Origin of the sequence: Sphingobium algorifonticola, assembly GCF_004005485.1 — a bacterium.
Taxonomy (GTDB): domain Bacteria; phylum Pseudomonadota; class Alphaproteobacteria; order Sphingomonadales; family Sphingomonadaceae; genus Sphingobium; species Sphingobium algorifonticola.
The window spans coordinates 84,858-108,414 of the sequence record NZ_RZUL01000002.1 but is presented as its reverse complement, the minus strand read 5'-3'; the positions used below and the strand labels follow the sequence as shown (position 1 = coordinate 108,414).

Annotated in this window: 20 protein-coding genes; 8 read left to right on the top strand and 12 right to left on the bottom strand. The window is 64.9% G+C overall.

Annotated elements, in window-relative coordinates:
- Positions 1–98: 98 nt before the first annotated feature.
- The 4 genes from ENE74_RS05580 to ENE74_RS18635 all read left to right on the top strand — a co-directional run bounded on the left by ENE74_RS05580 (position 99) and on the right by ENE74_RS18635 (position 2,993).
- Entirely contained in the window at positions 99–437 is a 339-nt protein-coding gene (locus tag ENE74_RS05580) for a P-II family nitrogen regulator (RefSeq protein ID WP_127689725.1), read from the top strand.
- Positions 438–450: 13 nt separating this feature from the next.
- Positions 451–1,881, top strand: coding sequence for an ammonium transporter (locus ENE74_RS05575; protein ID WP_127690548.1), 1,431 nt, complete (start codon positions 451–453; stop codon positions 1,879–1,881).
- Positions 1,882–2,195: 314 nt separating this feature from the next.
- Positions 2,196–2,849 (top strand): glutathione S-transferase family protein, encoded by a 654-nt coding sequence (locus ENE74_RS05570; protein ID WP_127689724.1) that lies wholly within the window; start codon positions 2,196–2,198, stop codon positions 2,847–2,849.
- A 9-nt stretch (positions 2,850–2,858) separates the two neighbouring features.
- Positions 2,859–2,993, top strand: coding sequence for a hypothetical protein (locus tag ENE74_RS18635; RefSeq protein WP_277601357.1), 135 nt, complete (start codon positions 2,859–2,861; stop codon positions 2,991–2,993).
- 3 nt (positions 2,994–2,996) lie between these two features.
- On the opposite strand, the gene ENE74_RS05565 is transcribed toward ENE74_RS18635, so the two are convergent.
- The 3 genes from ENE74_RS05565 to ENE74_RS05555 form a co-directional block, all read right to left on the bottom strand.
- Positions 2,997–3,425 carry a protein tyrosine phosphatase family protein gene (locus tag ENE74_RS05565; RefSeq protein ID WP_127689722.1) on the bottom strand — a complete coding sequence of 143 codons (429 nt, stop codon included), beginning with the start codon at positions 3,423–3,425 and terminating at the stop codon, positions 2,997–2,999.
- A 56-nt stretch (positions 3,426–3,481) separates the two neighbouring features.
- Complete coding sequence (gene recQ / locus ENE74_RS05560; protein ID WP_127689720.1) at positions 3,482–5,251, bottom strand: DNA helicase RecQ; 1,770 nt, start codon at positions 5,249–5,251, stop codon at positions 3,482–3,484.
- A 146-nt stretch (positions 5,252–5,397) separates the two neighbouring features.
- Entirely contained in the window at positions 5,398–7,239 is a 1,842-nt protein-coding gene (locus tag ENE74_RS05555) for an ABCB family ABC transporter ATP-binding protein/permease (RefSeq protein ID WP_127689718.1), read from the bottom strand.
- A gap of 480 nt (positions 7,240–7,719) precedes the next feature.
- On the opposite strand from ENE74_RS05555, the gene ENE74_RS05550 reads away from it, so the two are divergent.
- Positions 7,720–9,414: a hypothetical protein gene (locus ENE74_RS05550; protein WP_164847385.1), complete on the top strand. Its 1,695-nt coding sequence runs from the start codon at positions 7,720–7,722 to the stop codon at positions 9,412–9,414.
- Between the two features lie 18 nt (positions 9,415–9,432).
- Here ENE74_RS05550 and dapD read toward each other — a convergent pair whose 3' ends face one another.
- Both dapD and ENE74_RS05540 read right to left on the bottom strand, forming a co-directional pair.
- The gene (gene dapD / locus ENE74_RS05545; protein ID WP_127689714.1) at positions 9,433–10,272 is read right to left on the bottom strand and encodes a 2,3,4,5-tetrahydropyridine-2,6-dicarboxylate N-succinyltransferase; all 840 of its coding nucleotides are present in this window, start codon (positions 10,270–10,272) and stop codon (positions 9,433–9,435) included.
- Between the two features lies 1 nt (position 10,273).
- Entirely contained in the window at positions 10,274–10,939 is a 666-nt protein-coding gene (locus tag ENE74_RS05540; protein ID WP_127689712.1) for a pyrimidine 5'-nucleotidase, read from the bottom strand.
- Positions 10,940–11,265: 326 nt separating this feature from the next.
- Here ENE74_RS05540 and ENE74_RS05530 point away from each other — a divergent pair, with 326 nt between their 5' ends.
- Positions 11,266–13,407, top strand: a complete 2,142-nt coding sequence (locus ENE74_RS05530) for a S8 family peptidase (protein ID WP_127689709.1) — start codon at positions 11,266–11,268, stop codon at positions 13,405–13,407.
- Between the two features lie 254 nt (positions 13,408–13,661).
- Here the strand turns inward: ENE74_RS05530 and recA are convergent, their stop codons facing one another.
- The 6 genes from recA to dapA all read right to left on the bottom strand — a co-directional run bounded on the left by recA (position 13,662) and on the right by dapA (position 20,027).
- Positions 13,662–14,759, bottom strand: coding sequence for a recombinase RecA (gene recA / locus ENE74_RS05525; RefSeq protein ID WP_127689708.1), 1,098 nt, complete (start codon positions 14,757–14,759; stop codon positions 13,662–13,664).
- Positions 14,760–14,890: 131 nt separating this feature from the next.
- Entirely contained in the window at positions 14,891–15,259 is a 369-nt protein-coding gene (locus ENE74_RS05520; RefSeq protein ID WP_127689706.1) for a response regulator, read from the bottom strand.
- A 98-nt stretch (positions 15,260–15,357) separates the two neighbouring features.
- Positions 15,358–17,754, bottom strand: coding sequence for a PAS domain-containing sensor histidine kinase (locus ENE74_RS05515; RefSeq protein ID WP_241241910.1), 2,397 nt, complete (start codon positions 17,752–17,754; stop codon positions 15,358–15,360).
- Positions 17,755–17,927: 173 nt separating this feature from the next.
- Positions 17,928–18,518 carry a DUF2062 domain-containing protein gene (locus ENE74_RS05510; RefSeq protein WP_420902561.1) on the bottom strand — a complete coding sequence of 197 codons (591 nt, stop codon included), beginning with the start codon at positions 18,516–18,518 and terminating at the stop codon, positions 17,928–17,930.
- Positions 18,515–19,003 (bottom strand): SsrA-binding protein SmpB, encoded by a 489-nt coding sequence (smpB, locus tag ENE74_RS05505; RefSeq protein WP_127689704.1) that lies wholly within the window; start codon positions 19,001–19,003, stop codon positions 18,515–18,517. Before smpB ends, ENE74_RS05510 begins: the two co-directional genes overlap by 4 nt.
- 145 nt (positions 19,004–19,148) lie before the next feature.
- A complete protein-coding gene (gene dapA, locus ENE74_RS05500; RefSeq protein ID WP_127689702.1) occupies positions 19,149–20,027 on the bottom strand; it encodes a 4-hydroxy-tetrahydrodipicolinate synthase in 879 nt (292 codons plus the stop codon).
- Positions 20,028–20,125: 98 nt separating this feature from the next.
- Here dapA and ENE74_RS05495 point away from each other — a divergent pair, with 98 nt between their 5' ends.
- Entirely contained in the window at positions 20,126–22,210 is a 2,085-nt protein-coding gene (locus tag ENE74_RS05495) for a lytic transglycosylase domain-containing protein (protein ID WP_127689700.1), read from the top strand.
- Positions 22,211–22,242: 32 nt separating this feature from the next.
- Positions 22,243–22,728, top strand: a complete 486-nt coding sequence (gene greB, locus ENE74_RS05490; RefSeq protein ID WP_127689698.1) for a transcription elongation factor GreB — start codon at positions 22,243–22,245, stop codon at positions 22,726–22,728.
- A 30-nt stretch (positions 22,729–22,758) separates the two neighbouring features.
- Here greB and ENE74_RS05485 read toward each other — a convergent pair whose 3' ends face one another.
- Complete coding sequence (locus ENE74_RS05485; protein WP_127689696.1) at positions 22,759–23,550, bottom strand: polyphosphate kinase 2 family protein; 792 nt, start codon at positions 23,548–23,550, stop codon at positions 22,759–22,761.
- Between the last annotated feature and the right edge of the window lie 7 nt (positions 23,551–23,557).

Genomic DNA, 23,557 nt, shown 5'->3' with positions numbered 1-23,557 from the left:
ACTCGGTCTGTCGCGGTCAGACCTCCCGTTAACGCTTCCTTTAGAAACTGGCACGGCTCTTGCTGATATCCCTCTGCACACCAGAATAAGGGGGCGACATGAAACTTGTCATGGCTATCATCAAGCCGTTCAAGCTCGACGATGTAAGGGAGGCGCTGTCGGCGCTGGGCATCGCGGGCATGACGGTCAGCGAAGTGAAGGGCTTTGGCCGCCAGAAAGGCCAGACCGAAATCTATCGCGGCGCGGAATATTCCACGAACATGGTTCCGAAGATCAAGATCGAGGTGGTCTGTGACGACGATCTCGCACCGCGCGTCGTCGAAGCGACGCAGCAGGCCGCAAACAGCGGTGCGATCGGCGATGGCAAGATTTTCGTTCTCGACGTGGGTCAGGCCGTGCGTATCCGCACCGGCGAGACCGGCGAAACCGCGCTGTAAGGAAGGGGGAATGATGACTGTTTCCAAGAAACTTTGCGGCGCTGCGGGGGCGATGGCCGCTTCCCTGTTCGCCGCGGCACCGGCATGGGCCGGTCCAATCAAGGCACCGACCGTCGAACAGATGGCCGGTATGGTCGACAAGGGTGATGTCGCCTGGATGCTGATTTCCGCAGCCTTGGTGCTGATGATGTCCATCCCGGGTCTTGCCCTGTTCTATGGTGGCCTCGTCCGCAGCAAGAACATGCTGTCCGTCCTGATGCAGGTCTTTATGATCGTTTCGGTCGCGGGCCTCGTCTGGGTAAGCTGGGGCTATTCACTGGCCTTCACGTCAACCAACACGCCGTTTCCCGCCATCGTCGGCGGGCTGGACAAGATATTCCTCGCGAATGTCTCAAGCTCCACGTTCGCCGCAACGTTCAGCAACAACATCTATCTGCCCGAGCTTGTGTTCGTGGTGTTCCAGATGACATTCGCCATGATTACGCCGGCACTGATCGTCGGCGCGTTCGCCGAGCGCGTAAAGTTCTCGGCGCTGATCGTGTTCGTGGTCGTGTGGCTCACGCTCATCTATTTCCCGATGGCGCACATGGTATGGTACTGGGCCGGACCCGACTTCCTGGCCGACGCGCCGACCGATGCCGGTCTGCTGTGGGGCTGGGGGGCGCTCGACTTTGCCGGCGGCACCGTGGTGCACATCAATGCCGGTATCGCGGGCCTCGTCGGATGCCTCATCATCGGCAAGCGCGTGGGCTATCCCAAGGAACCGATGCCACCGCACTCGCTGGTCATGACGATGATCGGTGCCAGCCTGCTGTGGGTCGGCTGGTTCGGCTTCAACGCCGGGTCCAACCTAGAATCCAACGCCGTCACGGGTGTTGCCTTCATCAACACCATGGTCGCCACCTGCGCGGCGGCAGTCAGCTGGGCACTGGTCGAACAGTTCCACCACGGCAAGCCGTCCTTGCTGGGGGCCGTCACCGGTGCGGTCGCTGGCCTCGTTGCCATCACGCCTGCCGCCGGTCTTGGCGCGCCGATGACGTCGATTGTGCTCGGCTTCGTGGTGTCGCCGATCTGTTATCTGTTCGTGGCGTCCATCAAGGGCAAGCTCGGTTATGATGACAGCCTGGACGTGTTCGGGGTGCATTGCATCGGGGGCATCGTCGGTGCCATCGCCACCGGCATCGTCGCATCGCCGGCGCTCGGTGGACAGGGCGTATTCGACTACACGGTGTTCCCGGCCGGCTTCGACGCAGCCAGCTACTCGATCTCGACACAGGTCGTGACGCAGATCAAGGCGGTGCTTTTCACGCTGGTTTTCTCGGGCGTGGGCAGTGCGATCATCTTCTTCGTCATCGACAAGACCATCGGGCTTCGTCCCTCGGTCGATGCCGAGCAGGAAGGTCTCGACCTCTCCAGCCACGGCGAACGCGCTTACAACTACTAAGGCTTCGGCAGGGCGGGTCAGACCAAACGACCCGCCCGCCACACGCTGTTCCTCCTGCGAACACACTCGGGCCGGTGCGCAAGCATCGGCCCCTTTTTTGTATGATGCATGGGGCATCAAATCGTACTGACTGACTTGCGCAACGCCACCGTCAGGATAAGCTGATCCGCCACAAGGGACATCCGCCATGCAGAGTATAGCGCACAGATCGATTGCCTATGGCCATGATGCCGCTTGCGCTACCTATTACGGCACGACTGTGAAGCACCAAGCGACAGCCGACGCAGCTTTGCCGTGACGCAAGGAATGCACCGATGCCGCTGACGCTCTATGCTCACCCCTTTTCCTCCTACTGCCAGAAGGTGCTGATTGCCCTGTGGGAGAACGACATCCCCTTCACCTACCGCCATCTGGAGGAGCAGGGCGCGGGCGAGGAACTGGCGGCGCTATGGCCGATCGGGCGCTTTCCCGTACTGGTCGATGGTGACAGGACGATCGCCGAAACCAGCATCATCATCGAATATCTGGACCAGAATCATGGCGGGTCGGTCCGTCTGCTGCCCGACGATCGCGCAGCGGCGCTGGAGGCGCGGTTCATGGACAGGTTCTTCGACCATTATGTCATGACACCGATGCAAGGCCCAGTGACCGAGGCGCTGCGATCACAAGGCGATCGCAGCGAGGAAGCAATGACGAAGGCCTGTGCGGCGCTTGACACTGCTTATGCTTGGCTGGAGCAGCGCCTGACCGGACGGACATGGGCGGCAGGCGCGGATTTCACGCTTGCCGATTGCGCCGCCGCGCCGTCGCTGTTCTATGCCGACTGGGTACACCCGATCGATGCTGCTTTCCCCCGCTTGCGGGATTACCGGGCGCAACTGCTGGCCCGCCCCTCTTTCGCCCGCGCTGTGGAGGAAGCCCGCCCCTATCGCGGCTATTTCCCGCTCGGTGCGCCCGACCGCGACTGATCTACGGATATGGATGATCCGCACGATCCCGATCGGCCCGGTTTGATAATCTGGATACGCGAACGTTTCGTCGTGATGATGGGCGTCGTCGGCCTGTTCGCCTGGTTCGCCCTCGTCTGGCTGATGTTCGGCGACGTGCTCTAGGCGCTACCCGGCGCGTACCGCATCCATGATCTGGCGGATCGGGGACAGGTCATAACCTGCCGCCGCCGCCTGTGCCGACAGTATCTCCGGGTCGTCGCCTGCGCGCGCGCGCGTCAGCGCCCAGAGCAACGTGCTGCGGGTGCCGGAGCGGCAATAGGCCAATGTCTTTCCCGCACCCGCTGCGTCCAGCGCCGCGCCCATCTGGTCGAGCTGCCATGGGGCAAAGCCGGCATGGGTCACCGGCACGGCGACATAGGCCATGCCCGCCGCCTGGGCCGCCGCTTCGATCGCGTCACCCGTCGTCTGACCCGGCTCCTCGCCTTCGGGCCGATTGTTGACGATCATCGTGATGCCCAGCGCCTGCGCCTCTGCAACCTGACCGACGTCGATCTGCGGCGCGACATAGAGCGTATCGGTGATCTGGCGGAACATGGGCGCATCCTTCGTTACAATGGCGCCCCCTGCCATGCCGAAAAGCCGCCCCGCTTTCAAGCGAAGCGGCGCAATATCGCCAGGAACGCGTCGCCATAAGCCTCCAGCTTGCGCGTGCCGACGCCGCTGATGGTGCCCAATGCGGACAGGCTGTCGGGGCGATACTGCGCCATTTCGCGCAAGGTGGAATCGTGGAAGATGACATAGGGCGGCACCCCGGCCTCCTGCGCCAGTTCGCGGCGGCAGGCGCGCAGAGCGTCGAACAGCGGATCGTCGCTCGGGTTTGCCGCGCCGTCGCGGGCGGTGCGGCGACGCGTCCGCCTGGGCGGCAGTACCAGCGACACCGTCTCTTCCCCCCGCAATATCGGCCGGGCATGGGGGCCAAGCATCAGCCCGCCATGTTCGTTCGTTTCCAGCGCATCGCGGATCCGCAGCGCGCGCGACACCGGGCGCAGCAACGCCACCTCCTCGCCCGAAACGATGCCCGAGACCGACAATCTGTCGTGACCGCGCTGCCGCACCTTGTCGTTCGGCGCGCCGGTCAGCACCGCCTCGATATGCTGGACGCCGAAGCTCTGCCCGGTACGATAGACGGCGGACAGAAACTTGCGCGCGGTCTCGGTCGCGTCGATGCTGGCGGGCGGCGACAGGCAATTGTCGCAATTGCCGCAGGTCGCAGGCGGATCCTCCCCGAAATGGCGCAGCAGCACCGCACGGCGACACCCGCCGGTCTCGACCAGCGCACCCAGCGCGGCAATGCGCGTGCGCTCGCCCCCCTGCCGCGCCTCCTCCAGCTCGAAGATGCGCTGGCGGGCGCGGGCGAAATCCTCCGCGCCCCAGAACAGATGCGCCTCCGCCGGTTCGCCGTCACGCCCGGCGCGACCCGATTCCTGATAATAGCCTTCGATCGACTTGGGCAGGCCCGCATGGGCGACGAAGCGCACGTCCGGCTTGTCGATGCCCATGCCGAACGCCACCGTCGCCACCATCACCATATCCTCGCTGGCGATGAAAGCGGCCTGATTGGCGCTCCTTACTGCCGGGTCCAGCCCGGCGTGATAGGCGCGCACCTCCCGCCTGCCCTTTGCGGAAAGGCTGGCGGCCATTTTCTCCGTGGCTGCGCGCGTCTGCGCATAGATGATGCCCGGTCCCGGCTGCGTCGCCAGCAGATCGGCAATCTGCGCGGTGAAGCCATCGCGGGGATGCACGGCATAGCGGATGTTGGGCCGGTCGAAGCCCGATATGATCATGCCATCGGCGGCTATGCCGAGTTGATGCAGAATATCCGTGCGGGTATGCGCATCCGCCGTCGCGGTCAGCGCAAGGCGCGGCACATCGGGAAAAGCATCGAGCAGCGGGCGCAGCAGACGATAGTCGGGGCGGAAATCATGCCCCCATTCGGACACGCAATGCGCCTCGTCGATCGCGAACAGGGCGGGCGGCGCGGACCGCAGCAGGGACCGGAAACCTTCCCCGCTCGCCCGTTCCGGCGCGACATACAGCAGGTCGAGGTCGCCGTCCCGATAGCGCGCCTGCGTCTCGCGCCAGTCCGCGTCGACGCTGGTCAGGCTGGCGGCGCGGATGCCGACGGCCTGCGCCGCGCGCAACTGGTCATGCATCAGCGCGATCAGCGGCGAAACGACGACACAGCATCCCTCCAGTGCGACGGCGGGAAGCTGATAGCAGAGCGACTTGCCCGCGCCGGTCGGCATGATCGCCAGCGTCCGCTGCCCTGCCATGACGCGCGCGACCACGGCTTCCTGCACGCCGCGAAAGGCGGGAAAGCCGAAGATGTCGTGAAGAAGCTGGCGCGGATCGCGAGGCATTGGCGGCGGCTTAGCGGCCAGGATGGTCAAGGGGAAGCGTCCAGGACCAGAAAATGCCGTTCGTGTTAAGCGAAGTCGAGACAGCGGGTCACGCTCTGCGCGGCCTTTCCCTCGACTGCGCTGGGGACGCAGCGCATCTGAAGATGTTACGCCTCCACAGCTTCCCCCACCGCGGCATCCCCCGATGCACGCTCCTGTGCCTGTCGCGCCCACATCGCTGCATAGAGGCCGCCTGCCCGCAACAGCTGCTGATGGGTGCCACGTTCGGCGATCTGACCGGCATCCAGCATCAGTATCTCGTCCGCGTCCACAACGGTAGAGAGGCGATGCGCCACGATGATCGTCGTGCGCCGCCGCGCGATTTCCCCCAGCACGCCCTGGATCGCCTCTTCCGTCCGGCTGTCGAGCGCGCTGGTGGCCTCGTCGAGGACCAGGATCGGCGGGTTCTTGACCAGTGTGCGGGCAATGGCCACTCGCTGCTTCTCGCCGCCGGAAAGCTTGAGGCCGCGCTCGCCCACACGCGTCGCATAGCCGTCAGGCAGGGACAGGATGAAATCATGGATCGATGCGCCGCGCGCTGCCGCCTCGATTTCCGCCTCGCTCGCCCCGGCCCGGCCATAGCCGATGTTGTAGCCGACGGTGTCGTTGAACAGCACCATGTCCTGCGGCACGATGCCGATCGCGGCCCGCAGGCTGTCCTGCTGCACTCGCGCGATATCCTGTCCGTCGATCAGGATGCGCCCCGACTGAATGTCGTAAAAGCGGAACAGCAGCCGCGCGATCGTGGATTTGCCCGCGCCGGAGGGACCGACGATCGCCAGCGTCTTGCCAGCCGGGATCGTGAAGCTGAGGCCATGGAGAATTTCGCGCGCCGGATCATAGCCGAACCGCACAGCCTCGAACCGCACTTCGCCTTGCGCGACATGCAGCGCGGGCGCATCGGGCAGATCGCGGATTTCCTGCGGCGTATCGACCAGCGCGAACATCGCCTCCATATCGATCAGCCCCTGCCGGATCGTGCGATAGACCATCCCGAGGAGATCGAGCGGCCGGAAAAGCTGTGTCAGCAGGCCGTTGACCAGTACCACGTCACCGGTGCTGAACGTGCCCCGGCTCCACCCCCATACGGTATAGGCCATCGCCCCGGCCATCATCAGATTGGTGATGAGCGACTGGCCGATGTTGAGCCATGCCAGGCTGTTTTCCGACTTCACTGCCGCTGCCGCATAGCGCCGCATCGCCGTGCCATAACGCTCGGCCTCGCGTGCTTCGGCACCGAAATATTTCACTGTCTCGAAATTGAGGAGGCTGTCGACGGCGTGCGCGACTGCCCCGGTGTCCAGGTCCACCATGTCGCGGCGCAACTGGTTGCGCCACTCGGTCACCGTGCGCGTGAACCAGATGTAGAGGCCGACCATGACGAGCGTCGCCGCCACCATGCCGAAACCGAACTTGATCTGGAAATAGATGCAGACCGCGACCAGCTCCAGCACCGTCGGCGCTATGTTGAACAGCAGGAAATAGAGCATAGTGTCGATGCTCTTGGTGCCCCGCTCGACGATTTTCGTCACGGCGCCTGTCTTGCGGTCGAGATGAAAGCGGAGCGACAGCCGGTGCAGATGGCCGAACACATGCTCGGCCAGCCGCCGGGTCGCTTCCTGCCCCACGCGCTCGAACACGACATTGCGGACATTATCGAACACCACCGATACGAAACGGGCGAGCGCGTAGACACCGACGAGCGCGATGGCGAGATGCGCCGCCGGTTCCAGACCGGGCGCCATGCGATCGATCGCCGCCTTGTAGGCAAAGGGCATCGCGAAAGCAGTCGCCTTGGCCGCGACCACGAGCAGCATCGCGAACACCACGCGCATCCGCAGCGCCGCAGAGTCCGCCGGCCAGAGATAGGCGAAAAAGCGGCGCATCGTCGCCCATGCGGGCGGCGCGTCAGCCGGGGATGCAAATGTGGCGGGATTGTCTGGCGGCATTGCTCTGCATGTAGGCGCAGGGACCCAATAAGCCAACCATCGGAAAAATAGGCCCGGACCGAACATGGGGAGGGTGGGGTTCCTCCATGTTCGGTCCGGGCGGCAGGCCACAACCATCGCCAGATCCGTGTGGGGTTCGGACGCAGGCCGTTTGCAGCCGCCACCAGTATCGGCACATCCGGTCGGCCTTGTGGGGAGGGACCGAGGGGAAAGGATGCGCCGCGATGGATAGGCGCGCCATGTCGCATGGCGTACCCGGTGGTTCGCAGGTGCCTCGCAATCGATAGCATCCGCAAGTGTCAACCACCCGTGTCACGGTAACGTGGTGGTGGCGAGGCATGCCTTGGGAGGGCTGGCACCCTGGCCCTTCCCCGTGTATAGTTCTGGCGCGGCCACTACCTGACCCGGCGTGGCCAGTCGTGCGGGGCATGCAGGGTGGTGGAAGAGAGTCGTTTGGACGGGCATCGCGATGAGCACGTCGTGGACCAGTGCCAGGCCGAAGCCGAACGCATAGCCGCCAGCGAGGCTTTCCAGCGCGCGCCCGTGATGCGCAGGCTGCTGCGTTTCCTGGTGACTGAGACACTGGCGGGTCGCGGTGACGGGCTGAAAGCCTATGGCGTCGCGGTCGACGGTCTGGGTCGCGATCCTGATTTCGATCCGCAGGCTGACAGCTATCCACGGGTGCAGGTCGGTCGGCTGCGCCGCATGATCGCCAGCTTTTACATGAACCACGGGCCGGGAGCGGGTGACATCCGGCTCGATATACCAAGCGGCGGATATCGCGTATTCTGGTCGAGTCAGCCTGTCGACCGGTTGGCGCCGCCGGCCGATCCGGCACCGCTGGTTCACGATGATCGGCCGACACCCTGGTTCCGCCGCCCGCTGACGGTCGCGGTCGCCGCTTTGCTGGCGGTGCTGCTGATCGGCGGTGTCTGGATCAGCCAGCGGCCGCCCCAGCGGCAAGCGCAGGAGCAGACAGCGCGCGGCACCTCCGTCGCCGCGCCCACGCCCGCGAAGCTGGTCCCTTCGCCGGTCATCGATCTTGCCGCGATAACGCCCGTCGAGGATGCCGACCCGGTACTGGCCCGGCGCGTTGATCGCATCATGGGCGACGCGCTGCACCGAAGCTGGGCGCTGAGCGTACGCGCGGCAACGGACGATCCCGATCGCAAAGCCGACGACCTTGCGGCACGGCGCAGCCATTATCGCCTGACGGGTACGCTGGTGGGCAAAGATCGGCCGCTGCTCTATCTCAACCTGTGGCACGGTACCGAAGGCACGAAACTATGGTCGCAGCGTATCGATCTGGAACGGGGTGCGTCGATCCGCGAGGCCCTTGGTCCGACGTTTGCCGCACTCATGTCGCCCTTCGGTATCATTGCCACCCGCGAACGGCGCGCACTGGACGGCAATTTTGCGCCCGGTTTCCCCTGCATGATGCGCTATGCCGAATATTACACCGCCAACCGCAGCGAGATGACAGCGCCGGTGCGGCGCTGCCTGCGCGAGACGCTGGCGCGCGATCCGGGGTTCAGCCCGGCGCTGTCGGCGGAGATCATTCTGCGCCTGCGCGATGCCATCGGTGATCCGGCACAGGCCGACGCCGCGCGGCGCGATGCGCTTTCGCTGGCGCGCCGTGCGGTCGATGCCGACCCCTATTCCGCCGAGGCCGCGATGGCGATGGCGGTTGCCGCCTATGCGAACGAAATGTGCGATCTCGGCCGAGCCAGCGCGATGCGCGCCCTTGACCGTAATCCGTACAACAGCCACGCCCACGCGCAGACCGGCCTGTTCCTTTTCCAGTGCGGCGACCCGGACTATGTCGAGACGCTGGAACGCGCATGGCGGCTCGACAGCGGCCTGCCCGCCATTACGGCGATGCCACTGCTCGTCAGCATGGGGGATCGCGGCGACGGTGCGGCCGCCTTGCGGTTCGCGCGCAGCCTGCCGGTGGCGGAAGGCTATCGTCGGCCGGGCTATGAGTTGACCATGGCAGTAGCGCACGCCGCCGCGGGCGACCGGACAGCCGCGCGCGCAAGCTGGGCTGCGGCGATGCGCGCTATCCGTGTGACGGCGGATACGCCACCCGATGCCGTGTTGCGCAGGATCGTGCTGACCCCGCAGCTTGCCAGCCGCACCGAAGCCTATCTGCGTGCGCGCGGCGTGTTCGGCTGAACTTCTCGGCGACAGGCTTCAGTCGCGCAGCAGATCGTTGATGGCGGTTTTCGCGCGCGTCTGGGCATCCACCCGCTTGACGATGACGGCGCAGGCCAGATTGGGTCCGGGTGTACCATCCGGCAGAGGCTTGCCGGGCAGCGAGCCGGGCACGACGACGCTGTAGGGCGGCACAAAACCGGTGAAGATCTCGCCGGTGCTGCGATCGATGATCTTGGTCGTTTTCGTGATGAACACGCCCATCGACAGGACCGATCCGGTGCCGATCCGCACCCCTTCCACCACTTCCGAACGCGCGCCGATGAAGCAGTCGTCTTCGATGATGACCGGGTCCGCCTGAAGCGGTTCGAGCACCCCGCCGATCCCGACGCCCCCGGACAGATGCACATTCTTGCCGATCTGCGCGCAGCTCCCCACCGTCACCCAGGTATCGACCATCGTCCCTTCGTCCACAAACGCGCCGATGTTGACGAAGCTCGGCATCAGCACGACATTTTTCGCGACATGCGCACCGGCGCGCACGATCGCGCCTGGTACCGCCCGAAAGCCTGCGGCGCGGAAGGCGGCCTCATCCCATCCGGCGAACTTGCCGGGCACCTTGTCCCACCAGACGCCGCCACCCGGACCGCCGGACACCAGCATATTGTCGTTGAGGCGGAACGAGAGCAGTACCGCCTTCTTGAGCCACTGGTTGACGCGCCAGCCCTCTGCGACCGGCTCGGCCACGCGGGCTTCGCCCGAATCGAGCATGCGAAGGGCCTGCGCCACGGCATCGCGCACCGCGCCTGCGGTCGAAAGGCCGATAGTGGCCCGATCTTCCCAGGCGGCATCAATCGTAGCAATCAGCGCGTCGCTCATTTCATTCCCCATAGAGTGCTGCCAGAAACGGCGTCAGGTCGTCGGTTTCATAGTCGATAAAATCGGCATGGGCATCCACATGCCCCGCCTCGGACCCGTTGTTGACCCAGACGGTCGTCATGCCCAGCGCCTTGGCCGGGCGCAGGTTGCGGGCCATGTCCTCGAAAAAGATCGCCCGGCCCGGATCGATGTCATGACGGGTACAGAGCGCTGCATAACCCGCCGGATCGGGCTTTGGCACATAGGCGCAGGCGTGGATGTCGTGAATCATCTCGAACGCGTCGGAAAGGCCCAGCCGGTCGAGCACGCGCCGGGCATAAGCGGCGTCGCCATTGGTGAAGATCAGCCGCCGCCCCGGCAGCGCCGCGATATGGTCGATCAGCGCATGGTCCGCGACAATCCGGTCGAGCGATATGTCATGGACATAGTCCAGGAAGTCATGCGGATCGGTGCCATGGTCGCGCATCAGACCGGCAAGCGTGGTGCCATGTTCGAGGAAATAAGCCTTCTGCACCCGCCGCGCCTCCGCCGGATCGCACCCCAGCAACGCCTGGATATATTCGCCCATCTTGATGTCGATGAGGCCGAACAGGTCGGCCTTTGCCGGATAGAGCGTATTGTCCAGATCGAAAATCCAGCAATCGATATGGGCGAGATCGGCGCGCATGGAGGTTGCCTAGGCGGCGGCGCCGCGAAGGGCAAGCGTGCGACGGCACAGCGTCGCAAAATGATGTTCACGATGCGCGGCGTGGGATAGCATAAGCGTAACGATCGGGGGCGACGATGATCGAGGGACAAACACAATCAGGGCGATCGGCGCGCAGTGCCATGGCCCTGCTGCTGGCGGGGACGGCCTTGTCCGCATGCGGTGGCGGTGGGGGCGGCGTCAGTTCCACGCCGTCGCCCCCAGCCGCGCCCACGCCTGCGCCAGCCCCTACCCCGGCTCCGGCCCCGACACCTTCTCCGACTCCGGCCCCCACCCCGGCGCCGAGCATGTTCCGAACGGCCGAATATGAACGGTCCGACGGCCCGGTCGCGCATGGCGCGGTGACCGCTTATGAAGCCGGTGCCAGTGGCGCAGGTGTGACCGTCGGTATCATCGACAGCGGCATCGCCACGGCCAACGTCGAGTTTACAGGACGGATCAGCGCGGCCTCACGGGATTTTGCGGGGAACGACACGATCGAGGATGCGGACGGCCATGGCACGGCGGTGGCCACCGTGCTGGCGGCGGCGCGCAACGATCGCCGCACACTCGGCGTCGCATGGGGTGCCACGATCCTGGCGCTGCGGACCGATTCGCCCAACAGTTGCGCGGCACCGGGCGACGGCGTGACGGAGAGCGGCTGCTCGCACGGGACCACCGCCATCGCCCAGGCGCTGGACCATGCGCGGACGAACGGCGCGCGCGTCGTCAACATCTCGCTCGGCGGCGGGGGCATTCCCGCCAATCTGCGGGCGGCGGTGGACCGGGCGACGGCGGCCGGTGTCATCATCGTGGTATCGGCGGGCAACGATGCGCAGGCGGCACCGGACGCCTTTGCGACATCGATCGTCGATGCGGGCCTTGGCCGCGGCCTCGTCATCATCGCCGGGTCGGTCGATGCCGATGGCATCAAAAGCAGTTACGCGAACGGCGCGCAGGGATATGAGCAGGCAACGCTGTCCGCGCTTGGCAGCCGCGTCCTTTCACAGGACAACAGCGGGGAGCAGTTCCGCTACACCGGCACATCCTTTTCCGCGCCGCAAATTGCCGGTGCGGCGGCGCTGCTGGCCCAGGCCTTTCCCAATCTGACAGGCGCGCAGATCGTCGACCTGCTGCTACGCAGCGCGACCGATGCCGGCACGAGCGGTGCCGACGCGCTTTATGGGCGCGGTGTGCTCAACATCGCGCGCGCCTTTGCACCGGTCGGTTCGACCAGCCTGGCGGGTAGCGCGCAGCCGGTATCGCTCGACAACAATGCCGCCTTGTCGAGCGCGATGGGGGACGCGACCGGCCAGTCGGCGGCACGCGTTGCGATCACCGACAGCTATGGCCGCGCCTATGCGATGGACCTTGGACAGACATTCGCGCAGGCAAGCCCACGCCTCTCGCTGGCCCCGTCGCTGCAATCGATGCAACGCAACATCGCCGCGACGGCGGGACCGATGGCGGTCGCGATGACGATTGCGCCGGGTGGTCCTGCGCTTGACCGCGTCACATCACTGACCCTGACGGGCAGGGATGCCCGTCAGGCGCGTCTGCTTTCCGGGTCGGTGATCAGTCGGCTGGGGCGCGACACATTCTTTGCCTTGGGCCTTTCGCAGGGTGCTGCGGGACTGGTCGGGCGCATCGCCGGGGCCGCGCAACCCGCCTTTCTGGTTTCGGGCGACGCGCGTGAGACACTGGGTTTCGCACATGGTGCGGACGGCGCCGTGGCCGTCCGGCAGATGATCGGCCTGCGTACCGCAATTACCGCCACGAGCGAGCAAGGGCATGTGTGGGACGGCCGTAACGGCCTTTTGCCGATCCAGGCTGAGCAGCGCGAGCAGGACCGCGCCCGCTATGCCCGCTTTGGTGTGGCGATCGATCGGCAGGCAGGCGATTGGCAGCTTGGCGCTGGCCTGTCTTTCCTGCGCGAAGACGCGACGCTGCTGGGCGCGCGTTTTGGCCCCGCCATCGGCGGCGTGGCGGGGCGCAGCCTGTTTCTTGACCTGTCGACCCGCTATGTGCCTGACGCACGCTGGAGCGTGGGACTGGCGTGGCGACAAGGATGGACACGCGCGACTGTCGCTGCCGAGGGTCGGGCGAGGCTGACGAGCAATGGCTGGACAGTCGACGGGGAACGGCGCGGACTGTTCGTTGCCGCCGATCGGCTGGCGGTGCGCCTGTCACAACCGCTGCGGGTGGAGAGCGGCGGCCTGACGCTGAACCTGCCGACCGAATATGATTATGCGACCGGCATGGCGCGCAGCGCCCCGGTCACACTGGGCCTGGCACCGCGCGGGCGTCAGATCGATGGCGAAGCCGTCTATGCCATCCCGGTCGGCGCAGGCTGGATGAGCTCGAACCTCTACTGGCGACGACAAAGCGGCAATCTTGCCTGGTTCCCCGACGATATCGGCGGCGCGATGCGCTACACGATAGGCTTTTAGCTATTGGGCTTGTCGCGGGGCGCCTGCGGTTCCTCGGCCAATGGCATGCCGTCCGGGGATCGGGACATGCGGGATGGGGATCCGGGGCGATGACCTTGGACCGGACGGCGCGCGGCGCGCCTCCATGGCCGCCCGAACGATAAAGGGCCTGCCGACGACGCCGTGCGGCAGGCCCTTTCGGATCATGAAACGGCAGGCGATGCCTCGCTGCGCCTTGCGCCCGGCTGTACCGGCCGGGCGCGGGCGACGCAGCCTTAGCCTTCGTCCTCCGCTTCGTCGGGTTCGGGACCGGTCATCATGCCTTCCGCGACCTTTTCGGTCCTGGCGCGGATAGCCTTTTCCAGCCTGTCGGTAATTTCGGGATTTTCCTTGAGGAAGGTCTTGGCGTTCTCACGCCCCTGACCGATGCGGATAGAGTCATAGGAGAACCACGCACCGGACTTCTCGACGATCCCGGCCTTCACGCCCAGATCGAGGATTTCGCCGATCTTGGAAATGCCTTCGCCATACATGATGTCGAACTCGACCTGCTTGAAGGGTGGCGCGACCTTGTTCTTCACCACCTTCACGCGTGTCGCGTTGCCGACGATGTCATCACGATCCTTGATCTGGCCGGTGCGACGAATGTCGAGGCGGACCGAGGCATAGAACTTCAGCGCATTGCCGCCGGTCGTGGTTTCCGGATTGCCGTACATTACGCCGATTTTCATGCGCAACTGGTTGATGAAAATCACCATGCAGCGCGAACGGCTGATCGAACCGGTAAGCTTGCGCAGCGACTGCGACATCAGCCGCGCCTGAAGACCCACATGGCTGTCGCCCATTTCGCCTTCGATTTCGGCGCGTGGCACCAGTGCCGCCACCGAATCGACCACCAGCACATCGATCGCATTGGAGCGCACCAGCGTATCGACGATTTCGAGCGCCTGCTCGCCGGTGTCGGGCTGCGACACGATCAGTTCGTCGATGTTGACGCCCAGCTTCCTGGCATAGACAGGATCGAGCGCATGTTCGGCATCGACAAAGGCTGCGGTGCCGCCGCTTTTCTGCGCTTCGGCGATGACGTGCAGCGCCAGCGTCGTCTTGCCCGAGCTTTCGGGACCGTAAATCTCTATGACGCGACCGCGCGGCAGGCCGCCGACGCCCAGCGCGATGTCGAGGCCAAGGCTGCCTGTCGAGATCGCCTCGACCTGCATCGTTTCCTTCGAACCCAGCCGCATGGCCGATCCCTTGCCGAATGCGCGGTCGATTTGCGCAAGGGCGGCATCCAGTGCCTTCTGCCTGTCCAGTGCCGTCTTATCCATGGTCCCCGTCTTCTTGTCGGAATCGATCAGTTTGAGCATTGCTGTCATCACATGGTCCCCTGTCAAGCAGCCCGATCGAAACCGGACGGGAAAGCCGCGCCGATCCCGACGCCTGACATCCATGTATCCCATTTGTTCTTGTAGAACAAGAGGGGAACGACATTTTCATTGTGCTGCCGTCAGAGGGAGTCTCCGCGCCCCAATATGCGGTCCAGCGCCCGTTCAACCGCGCCGATCGTGAAGGGTTTGGCAAGAGTAGGGCGATCGTCGAACGCGGTCGGCACGTCGTCCGCACTGCCCCCGGTCGCGAACAGGAACGGCAGATTGGCGGCCGCCAGCGCTTCGGCCACCGGCCAGCTTTTTTCACCCTGAAGATTGCAGTCGAGAATGGCGGCATCGAAACCACCCTCACGCACCATGTCGCAGGCTTCGGTAACGGTCGATGCCACGCCATGCACATGATAGCCCAGCGTTTCGAGAAAATCCTCCAGCATCATGCCGATCATCGCCTCGTCCTCGACGACCAGGATGGATTTGCCTTCAGTCATGATGATAATGCTCGAAATGGCGGCCCGACAGGGCGTTTCGGGGGCGTAAGGATGGCTATCGCTATCGCATGGCGCGGCGCTTGCCTAGTCCATTCGCCTTAATCTGAAGCAAGGCCGACGGCGGCTTCCGGTTCGGCGGCGCTATGGCCGCTGCGTGCAGGCGCGTAAGCGATCAGCGTATCGCGGGCCGCCTCGGCAAGCTGGCTGACCGAGAAAGGCTTGGGCAGAAAGTTGACGTTGGCGATCGCGATCGACTTGCGCAACTGCTCCTCGGCATAACCCGACATGAAGAGTACCGGCAAGTCGGGGTGTGTGCGGCGCGCCTGCGCCACCATCGTCGGCCCGTCCATGTTGGGCATCACCACGTCGGAAATCAGAAGGTCTATGGTTTGCGCCTGCGCAGCCGCCTTTGCGAGCATTTCCAGCCCCTGTTCGCCGTCAGCGGCCGTGATGACGCTATAGCCCTGCCGCACGAGCGCCCGTTCCGCCACGGTACGGACCATGTCCTCATCTTCCACGAGCAGAATGGTCCCGGTGCCCCACACTTCGCTGCGGCGATCAGGCAGGCGGGGCTTTTCCGGTTCCGGCGCCTTCCCGATGGCGGCGTACACGGGCAGGTAGATGACGAAACTCGCGCCCTGCCCCGGCTCCGATTCGGCAAAGATGAAGCCACCGGACTGCTTGACGATGCCGTATACGGTGGACAGGCCAAGGCCGGTGCCCTTGCCAACATCCTTGGTGGTGAAGAACGGCTCGAATATCTTCGAGAGCAGGTCCGGCGCAATGCCAAGACCCGTGTCCGACACGCGCAGCGCAGTATAATCGCTTACCGGCAAGATTTCGTGGCGCATCTCACGCACGCGCGCGGCGGGCACGGCATAGGTCTGGATGTTGACCGTGCCGCCCTGCGGCATCGCATCGCGCGCATTGACGGCGAGGTTGACGATCACCTGCTCAAGCTGCCCCGGATCGGCGCGGACCGCCCCCAGATTGCGGCCATGACTGACCACCAGCTTCACTTTTTCGCCGAGCAGGCGGTTGAGGAGATTGGAAACGTCGGCGACGATATCGGGCAGTTGCAGCACCTGCGGCCGCAAGGTCTGCTGGCGTGAAAAGGCCAGCAACTGCCGTGTCAGCCCGGCGGCGCGATTGCTGTTCGACTTGATCTGCTGAATGTCGTCATAGTCGCTGTCGCCCGGCGTATGGCGCATCAGCATCAGGTCGCAATGGCCGATGATCGCCGTCAGTATATTGTTGAAATCATGCGCGACCCCACCCGCCAGCTGGCCGATCGCCTGCATCTTGGTCGCCTGTGCCACCTGCCGCTTGAGCTTGCTTTCCTCGCTGTTGTCCTTGAGGCTGAGCAGCACCGCCGCCTCGCCTAGCCCGCGCACCCCCGCCAGACTGAGCGCAACCGGCTCATCGGGCTGCACCCGCATGCGCACGGCGATGTCGCCGGACATCTGCGGTCCCACGGCGAACCGTCGAACCGAATCGGCCACCGCCGCCTGATCCTCGCGAATGACCAGATCGCCCGGATAGCTTGGCTTTTCGCCCGGCTTGAGGCCAACGGCGCGCGAGAAGGCATTGTTGAGGAACAGCACCCGCCCGTCCCGATCGGCCATGGCGAGCCCGAAAGGCAGCAGCGACAGCAAGGTTTCGATATAGGAGAGCGCCGACGTGCCATCCATGCTGCCGCCCTGCTCGTCCAGCATCAGGATCAGCATCGGCCCTTCGGCGTCGTTGCGGCGCAGCGGCACCTGGAGCAGGCGGACCGGCAGGGCGCTGCGTTCCTCCCGCGCGAAAAATACCCGGCCCTTGTCATCGATGCGCAGATAGCTGGCAAAATCGCGCCCGGTGATATTGGCATCGATCCGCCCCGCCGCGCGCAGCAGAAAGGCGCCGTTCGCGACACGGATGCGCCCTTCGCCGCCGATGATGACGGCCATGATACCCGCCTCGGTCAGTTGTCGCCCGGCCTCTCCGCTCAGCATCCGGTTGAAATCGTCGAGGACGCTGACCTGCTTCACGGGGGTGAAGCGCCAGAGCAGATAATCTTCCGACCGGCCGGTGCGCTTCACATCGGCGTCGAGACGCAGCGCGCCGCGCCCGATGCCGCCCGCGCGCCCTTCGCCATCGGACCAGGCCGCGCGCCCCGCCGCCGTCAACCGGTCCGCATCGCTCGAATCAAGGGGCAGGCCGGGCGGCGTGGGGAAGCCGGGGAACCATTCGCCATAGAGATCGCTCGCGCAGACCAGTCGGCCGCTGCGGTCGGTGACGGCAATCGCCATGCTGGAGGCATCCGCCGCCGCGCGCGCCACCGTCCAGTCCGGCACGGCGTCGATATCGATCGCCTGCCGCGGCGCAAGTTGCACGAACCAGTAGCCCAGCGTCGCGATGGCGACGAGCGTCGCGGCGAAGCCCGCCGCCAGGGCCACATGATCGACCGCCAGATAGATGAGCAGCGCGCAGGCGAGCGCCCCGCCCGACAGCATCGCCAGCAGGCCGCGCATCGGCCGTACCGCCGCCATGGCGATGATCTCGCTTTTCTGGGACGGGATGCCTTGTGCTGCCATGACCAAAATACACCAGCAAAGAGGAGGAATCGTCTGACGAGCGGCCGTTCCCCGGCACAGACCGTGGACGATCAAATTGTGGCGCGCCCCATTCAGATCGCGGCCGTCCCGTTATGTGTGCTGGATTTCTTTTCGAGGCAAATCCTCAATTTGCGGGCCTGCCATTTGCGGCTCATGCGGACACGCCAGAATCCCACGGCGATCAGATAGCCGATCGCCGCCGTCACGACCGAAATGATGGCAAGGCCGAACAGCATCGCGGGTGCGGCCTCCGAAAACAGCCAGGCCATCCATTGCTGCACGCCCGCATGATTACGGACCAGTGCCATGAAGCCCGATGCGTCGGCGCTGCGCCCCAGCATGAAATTGCCGATATAGACCGACGCCCACAGAATGAAGGGCGTCGTCGCCGGATTGCTGAGGAAGGTCATGGCCGCCGCCACCGGAATATTGGCGCGCACGGGCAGCGCGAGCAGCGCCGCCCCGGCGATCTGGATGCCGGGCACCAGCAGGAATATGCCGACCAGCAGGCCCAGCGCCACGCCGCGCGGCACCGAGCGTCGCGTGAAGCGCCACAGCGATGGTTCGAGCACGCGATGGGCGACCGGCGCGAGAAAGCGGTTATGCTCCAGCGACTCGCGGGTCGGGGCATTGGCATGCCACCATCGCGTCAGGCGACTCATGATCCGTTTCGGTCCTTCATGATGCGCGCGGCATCCCGCTTCCAATCGCGATCCTTGATCACTTCACGCTTGTCGTGCAGCTTCTTGCCCTTGGCAATCGCCAGTTCCACTTTCGCGCGGCCCTTGCTGTTGAAATAGACCATCAGCGGCACGATCGTCATCCCCTGCCGCTCCACCGCCGTGTGCATCTTGGTGATCTCACGCTCATGCAGCAGCAGCTTGCGGGGGCGCTTGGGTTCGTGATTTTCGCGATTGCCGTGGCTGTATTCGGGGATATTGCTGTTCACCAGGAATATCTGATTGCCCTTCACCTCGGCATAGCTTTCGGCGATCGACCCTTCGCCGCCGCGCAGCGCCTTCACTTCGGTGCCCTGCAAGGCGATGCCCGCCTCGAACACGTCCTCGATGAAGAACTCGAAGCGCGCGCGCCGGTTCTCGGCGACGATCTTCTTCTTGTCGAAGGTTTCGGGGCGGGGACGGGCCATCAGTTCCAACTCTAAATCCAAAAAAGCCGTTCGGGCTGAGCCTGTCGAAGCCTTCCTCCGAGCCGCAGACGAAGTAGCTTCACTTCGTTCAGCAGTGCCCTTCGACAAGCTCAGGGCGAACGGCTGATATAAGTCTTGATGACACTCAAACCAAACCCGCAATTTCCAGCGCCCGATCGACCGCCGCCCGGCTCGATTCCGATGGCCAGGTGATCGGCAGGCGCACGTCGGCCGGCATGTCGGGCCGGACACGCGACAGCGCATATTTGACAGGGCCGGGTGAAGAATCGCTGAACAATGCATCGTGCAGCGGGTACAGCCGGTCCTGCAACGCCAGTGCCGCTTTCCAGTCACCCGCGGCGCACGCGGCCTGAAAGTCGGCGCACTGGCGCGGGGCAATGTTGGCGGTCACCGATATGCAACCCACGCCCCCCATCGCCATGAAGCCCAATGCCGTTTCGTCATTGCCCGACAACTGGCAGAAATCCGTACCGCAGGCCAAACGCTGTGCGGTGACGCGCCCCAGATTTCCGGTGGCGTCCTTCACCCCCACGATCGACTGGAACTCTTCCGCCAGGCGGAACATCACCGGCACGCCGATGTCGGTGATCGTGCGGCTGGGCACATTGTAGAGAATGATCGGCAAGTCGCAGCGTTCGGCCAGATAGGCGAAATGGCGATAGACGCCATCCTGATTGGGCTTGTTATAATAAGGCGCGACGACCAGGGCAGCCGCGGCCCCCGCCCCCTGCGCCGCATACATATGGTCAAGCGCGATCTTCGTGTCGTTCGATCCGCAACCGGCGATCACTGGCACGCGTCCTGCGGCCTGATCGACGCATATGGCAACGACGCGGTTATGCTCCTCGACCGTCATCGTCGCGCTTTCGCCAGTGGTGCCGCAGGGGACGAGCGCCGCGCTGCCTTGCGCGATCTGCCAATCGACGAAGGCACGAAACGCCACCTCGTCGATCGCTCCATCCCGAAAAGGCGTCACCAGGGCCGGTATCGAACCGGAGAACATGCATTATCTCCTTCAAAGCGCCGGACGGAACGGGCATGATGGGCGGCAGCGGGCTTAGTCGGCACCGTTCAGCGCCTGATAAGGAACCTGTCCCCATAATGTCCAGCATGGTCACGTCAACGTTTCTGGTCCCCGATCGCCTGATGAAGGCCGCCCTTGTGGTGCTGTTGTCTACCACCGCCGTGGCCAGCGCACAGTCTGATGCGCCGTTGGAGGCGCAGGTGCCCGTGCCTCCGGCTGAAAATCCCGCCATGGTGCAGCCGATTCCCGGATCGCCCAACTGGAACGCGGCGCGCGCGCAGGTGGGCGTGGCGCAGGATGGCGCGATCGTCAGCGCGATCAACGAATGGCGCCGGCTCCAGCAGAGCGATGGTCTGGGCTTCTCGGCCTATGCCAGCTTCATCACGACCTATCCCGACTGGCCGGGGGAAGACCGGATGCGGCGGCTGGCGGAGACCTCGATCAATCCGATATCCTATGAACCCGCGCAGGTGGTCGCCTTCTTCGCCCGCTTCCCGGCGCGGACGGCGACCGGTCATGCGCGCAACGCCGTCGCCCTCTCTGCCCTCGGCCGCATGGGCGAAGCGAAGATCGCCGCACGCAACGCCTGGATCACCGGAGCACTTGCGCCCGAGGATGAAGCGCGCATCCTTTCGCTGTTCGGCAGCAGCCTGACGACTGCCGATCATGACCGGCGTGCCGATGTGTTGCTGTTCGCCCGTGCCAGCGCCGGGGCGGAACGGATGCTCGCCTATGTCTCGGCCAACCGCCGGCCGGTCTTTGCCGCGCGCATCGCCTTGCAGCGGAAGGCACCGACCGCCGCGACGCTGATGCAGGCCGCCGAAGCCTATGGTGCTGGCGATCCCGGCTTTCTGGCTGACAAGGCAATGTGGCTGCGCGACAGCGGCAACAGCATTGCCGCGCGTACCTTGCTTGCCAATCGCCCGGCGCTTTCGACGCAGCCGGGTGACCCGGAAAAATGGTTCGAAACGCTGCTGACCAATGCCCGGGCGGCCGCCAATGACAGCCAGTGGAGCTTTGCGTTCGCCATCGCGGCCAAGCTGGACGACGCTTATCCCGCCGGTGTCGCGGTGCGCGACAAAAGCCTGGGCGAGCGGGACGACTATACCAGCCTTGCCTGGCTGGCGGGCACCACAGCCTATTATAATCTCGCCAGGCCGCGCGATGCGCAGGTGATGTTCGAACGCTATGCCAATGCCGCCCGGTCGCCCCAGACCATGTCGAAAGGCTATTATTGGGCAGGGCGCGCGGCGCTGGCAGGCAATGACGCAGTGGCGGCCGGCGGCTTCTTCACACAGGCGGCGGCCTATCCCGACCAGTTCTACGGCCAGTTGGCGCTCGAACGGCTGGGCCGTCCCGTGCCTGCGCCACCACCGGCCGTCACCGCCAGCCCGACGCCCGAACAGCGCGCCGCCTTCGCCGGACGCAGCGTCGTGCGCGCGGCGAAGGCGCTGGGGCAGATGGGCTATTGGGAGGATCAGAGCAAGTTTCTGCGGGCGATCGCCGCCAGTGCCAATGATGCGCCCACCCACGCCTTGTCGACCGAGCTGGCGCAGGCGATCGGGCGCCCGGACCTGGGCGTGATGGTCGGCAGGCGGACCGTCGCCGACGGCATGTCGAGCTATGGCAAGGGCAGCTTCCCGAGCATCGCCGTGCCATCGGGTCATCAGGCCAACTGGACCATGATCCACGCCATCGCGCGGCAGGAAAGCCAGTTCGATCGCGCCGCGATCAGCCATGCGGGTGCGCGCGGCCTGATGCAGCTCATGCCCGGCACGGCGCGCGAAACGGCGGGCAAAATCGGCCTCAGTTACAGCATGTCCGCGCTGACCAGCGATCCGGCCTATAACATTCAGCTTGGCAGCACCTATTTCCAGCAGATGCTCAACTATTACGGCGGCAGCTATCCGCTGGCGGTCGCCGCCTATAACGCCGGGCCGGGCAATGTGAACAAATGGATCGCGGCAAACGGCGATCCGCGCCTTGCCGGTTCGGACATGCTCCGCTGGATCGAGCAGATACCGATATTCGAGACGCGCAATTATGTGCAGCGCGTATTGGAGAATGCCGTGGTCTATGATGCGATCAACCCGGCGCAGGCGCGTTTCCGCGGCAGTACTGCGCCGCTCAGCCGCTATCTGGGCAAGAATGTGCCGGGCTGACGCCGGTCCTTGCCCACGCTATGGCCCCGACGATGAACCCGACGATCAATTACATCACGCCTGCGGGCTTTGCCACGCTGCGCGCCGAATATGATCATCTGCTGGGTGTCGAGCGCCCGCGCATCGTCGAAGTGGTAAGCTGGGCGGCCGGGAATGGCGATCGGTCGGAGAATGGCGACTATCTCTATGGGCGCAAGCGCATGCGCGAAATCGACGGGCAATTGCGCCGCCTGTCGAAAAAGATGAAGGACGCCAAAATCGTCGATCCGGCAGCGCAGCCCGACAAATCCCGCATCTTCTTCGGCGCGACGGTGACGGTCGCCGACGAGAATGACCATCAGCGCACCGTCACGATCGTCGGCAACGATGAAGCCGACGCCGACAAAGGCCGCATCGGCTGGGGCGCACCGCTGGCCCGCGCGCTGCGCGGTGCCGCGGTGGGCGACGTGCGCCGCGTGACGCTGCCCGGCGGCGAGCGGGATTATGAAGTGATGGCGATCACCTACCCGTCAGGCTGACACGGTGCCGGGGGCTGCGGACGCAGCGCCTTAGCCCTTGCTCTTGGCTTTGTAGCCGAACGCCGCCTGCGCCAGCGCGACGACATCGGGATCCGCTTCGGGCATATCCATCGGCACCAGCCTTTCCAGCGTGTCGGCAATATGCGTGAGCGCGGCGATCCGCCCCGCCTTGCGGTGGTTGTTGTCGATCACGCACCAGGGCGCATGTTTGGTGTGGGTTTTGCCGAACATGTCGTGCATGGCGTCAAGATAAGCGGCGCGCTGGCTGCGGTTGCGATAATCGTCCGTGCCCGTCTTCCAGCGTTTCCAGGGCACATCGAGCCGCTCGGCCAGTTGCTTGTCCTGTGTTTCCTGCGTGATGTGGACGAAAAGCTTGACGATATGGGTGCCCGCATCGACCTGCTGCGCTTCGAACGCATTGATTTCGGCATAGGCCCGCTTCCAGTCGGCCTTGCTGCAATAGCCTTCGACTCGCTCGACCAGAACCCGGCCGTACCAGCTCCGGTCGAAGATCGCGATATTGCCGCTGGCGGGCAGGCGGTTCCAGAAGCGCCAGAGATAGTGACGGGCCAGTTCCTCCTGCGTCGGCGCGGCGATCGGCCAGACCTGAAAATAGCGCGGGTCCCATTCGGCGGTCAGGCGCTGGATGATCCCGCCCTTGCCTGCGGCGTCCCACCCCTCGAACAGGATGACGCTGCGCTTTTTATGGACGATATGCGCCACCTGCACCTTGGCCAGCCGTTCCTGCAATGCCGCGAGCGCGGCATCATAATCGCCGGTGTATTTGGTGCCGGATTCATGGTCGTTGAGGTTTATGGTCATGATCGCG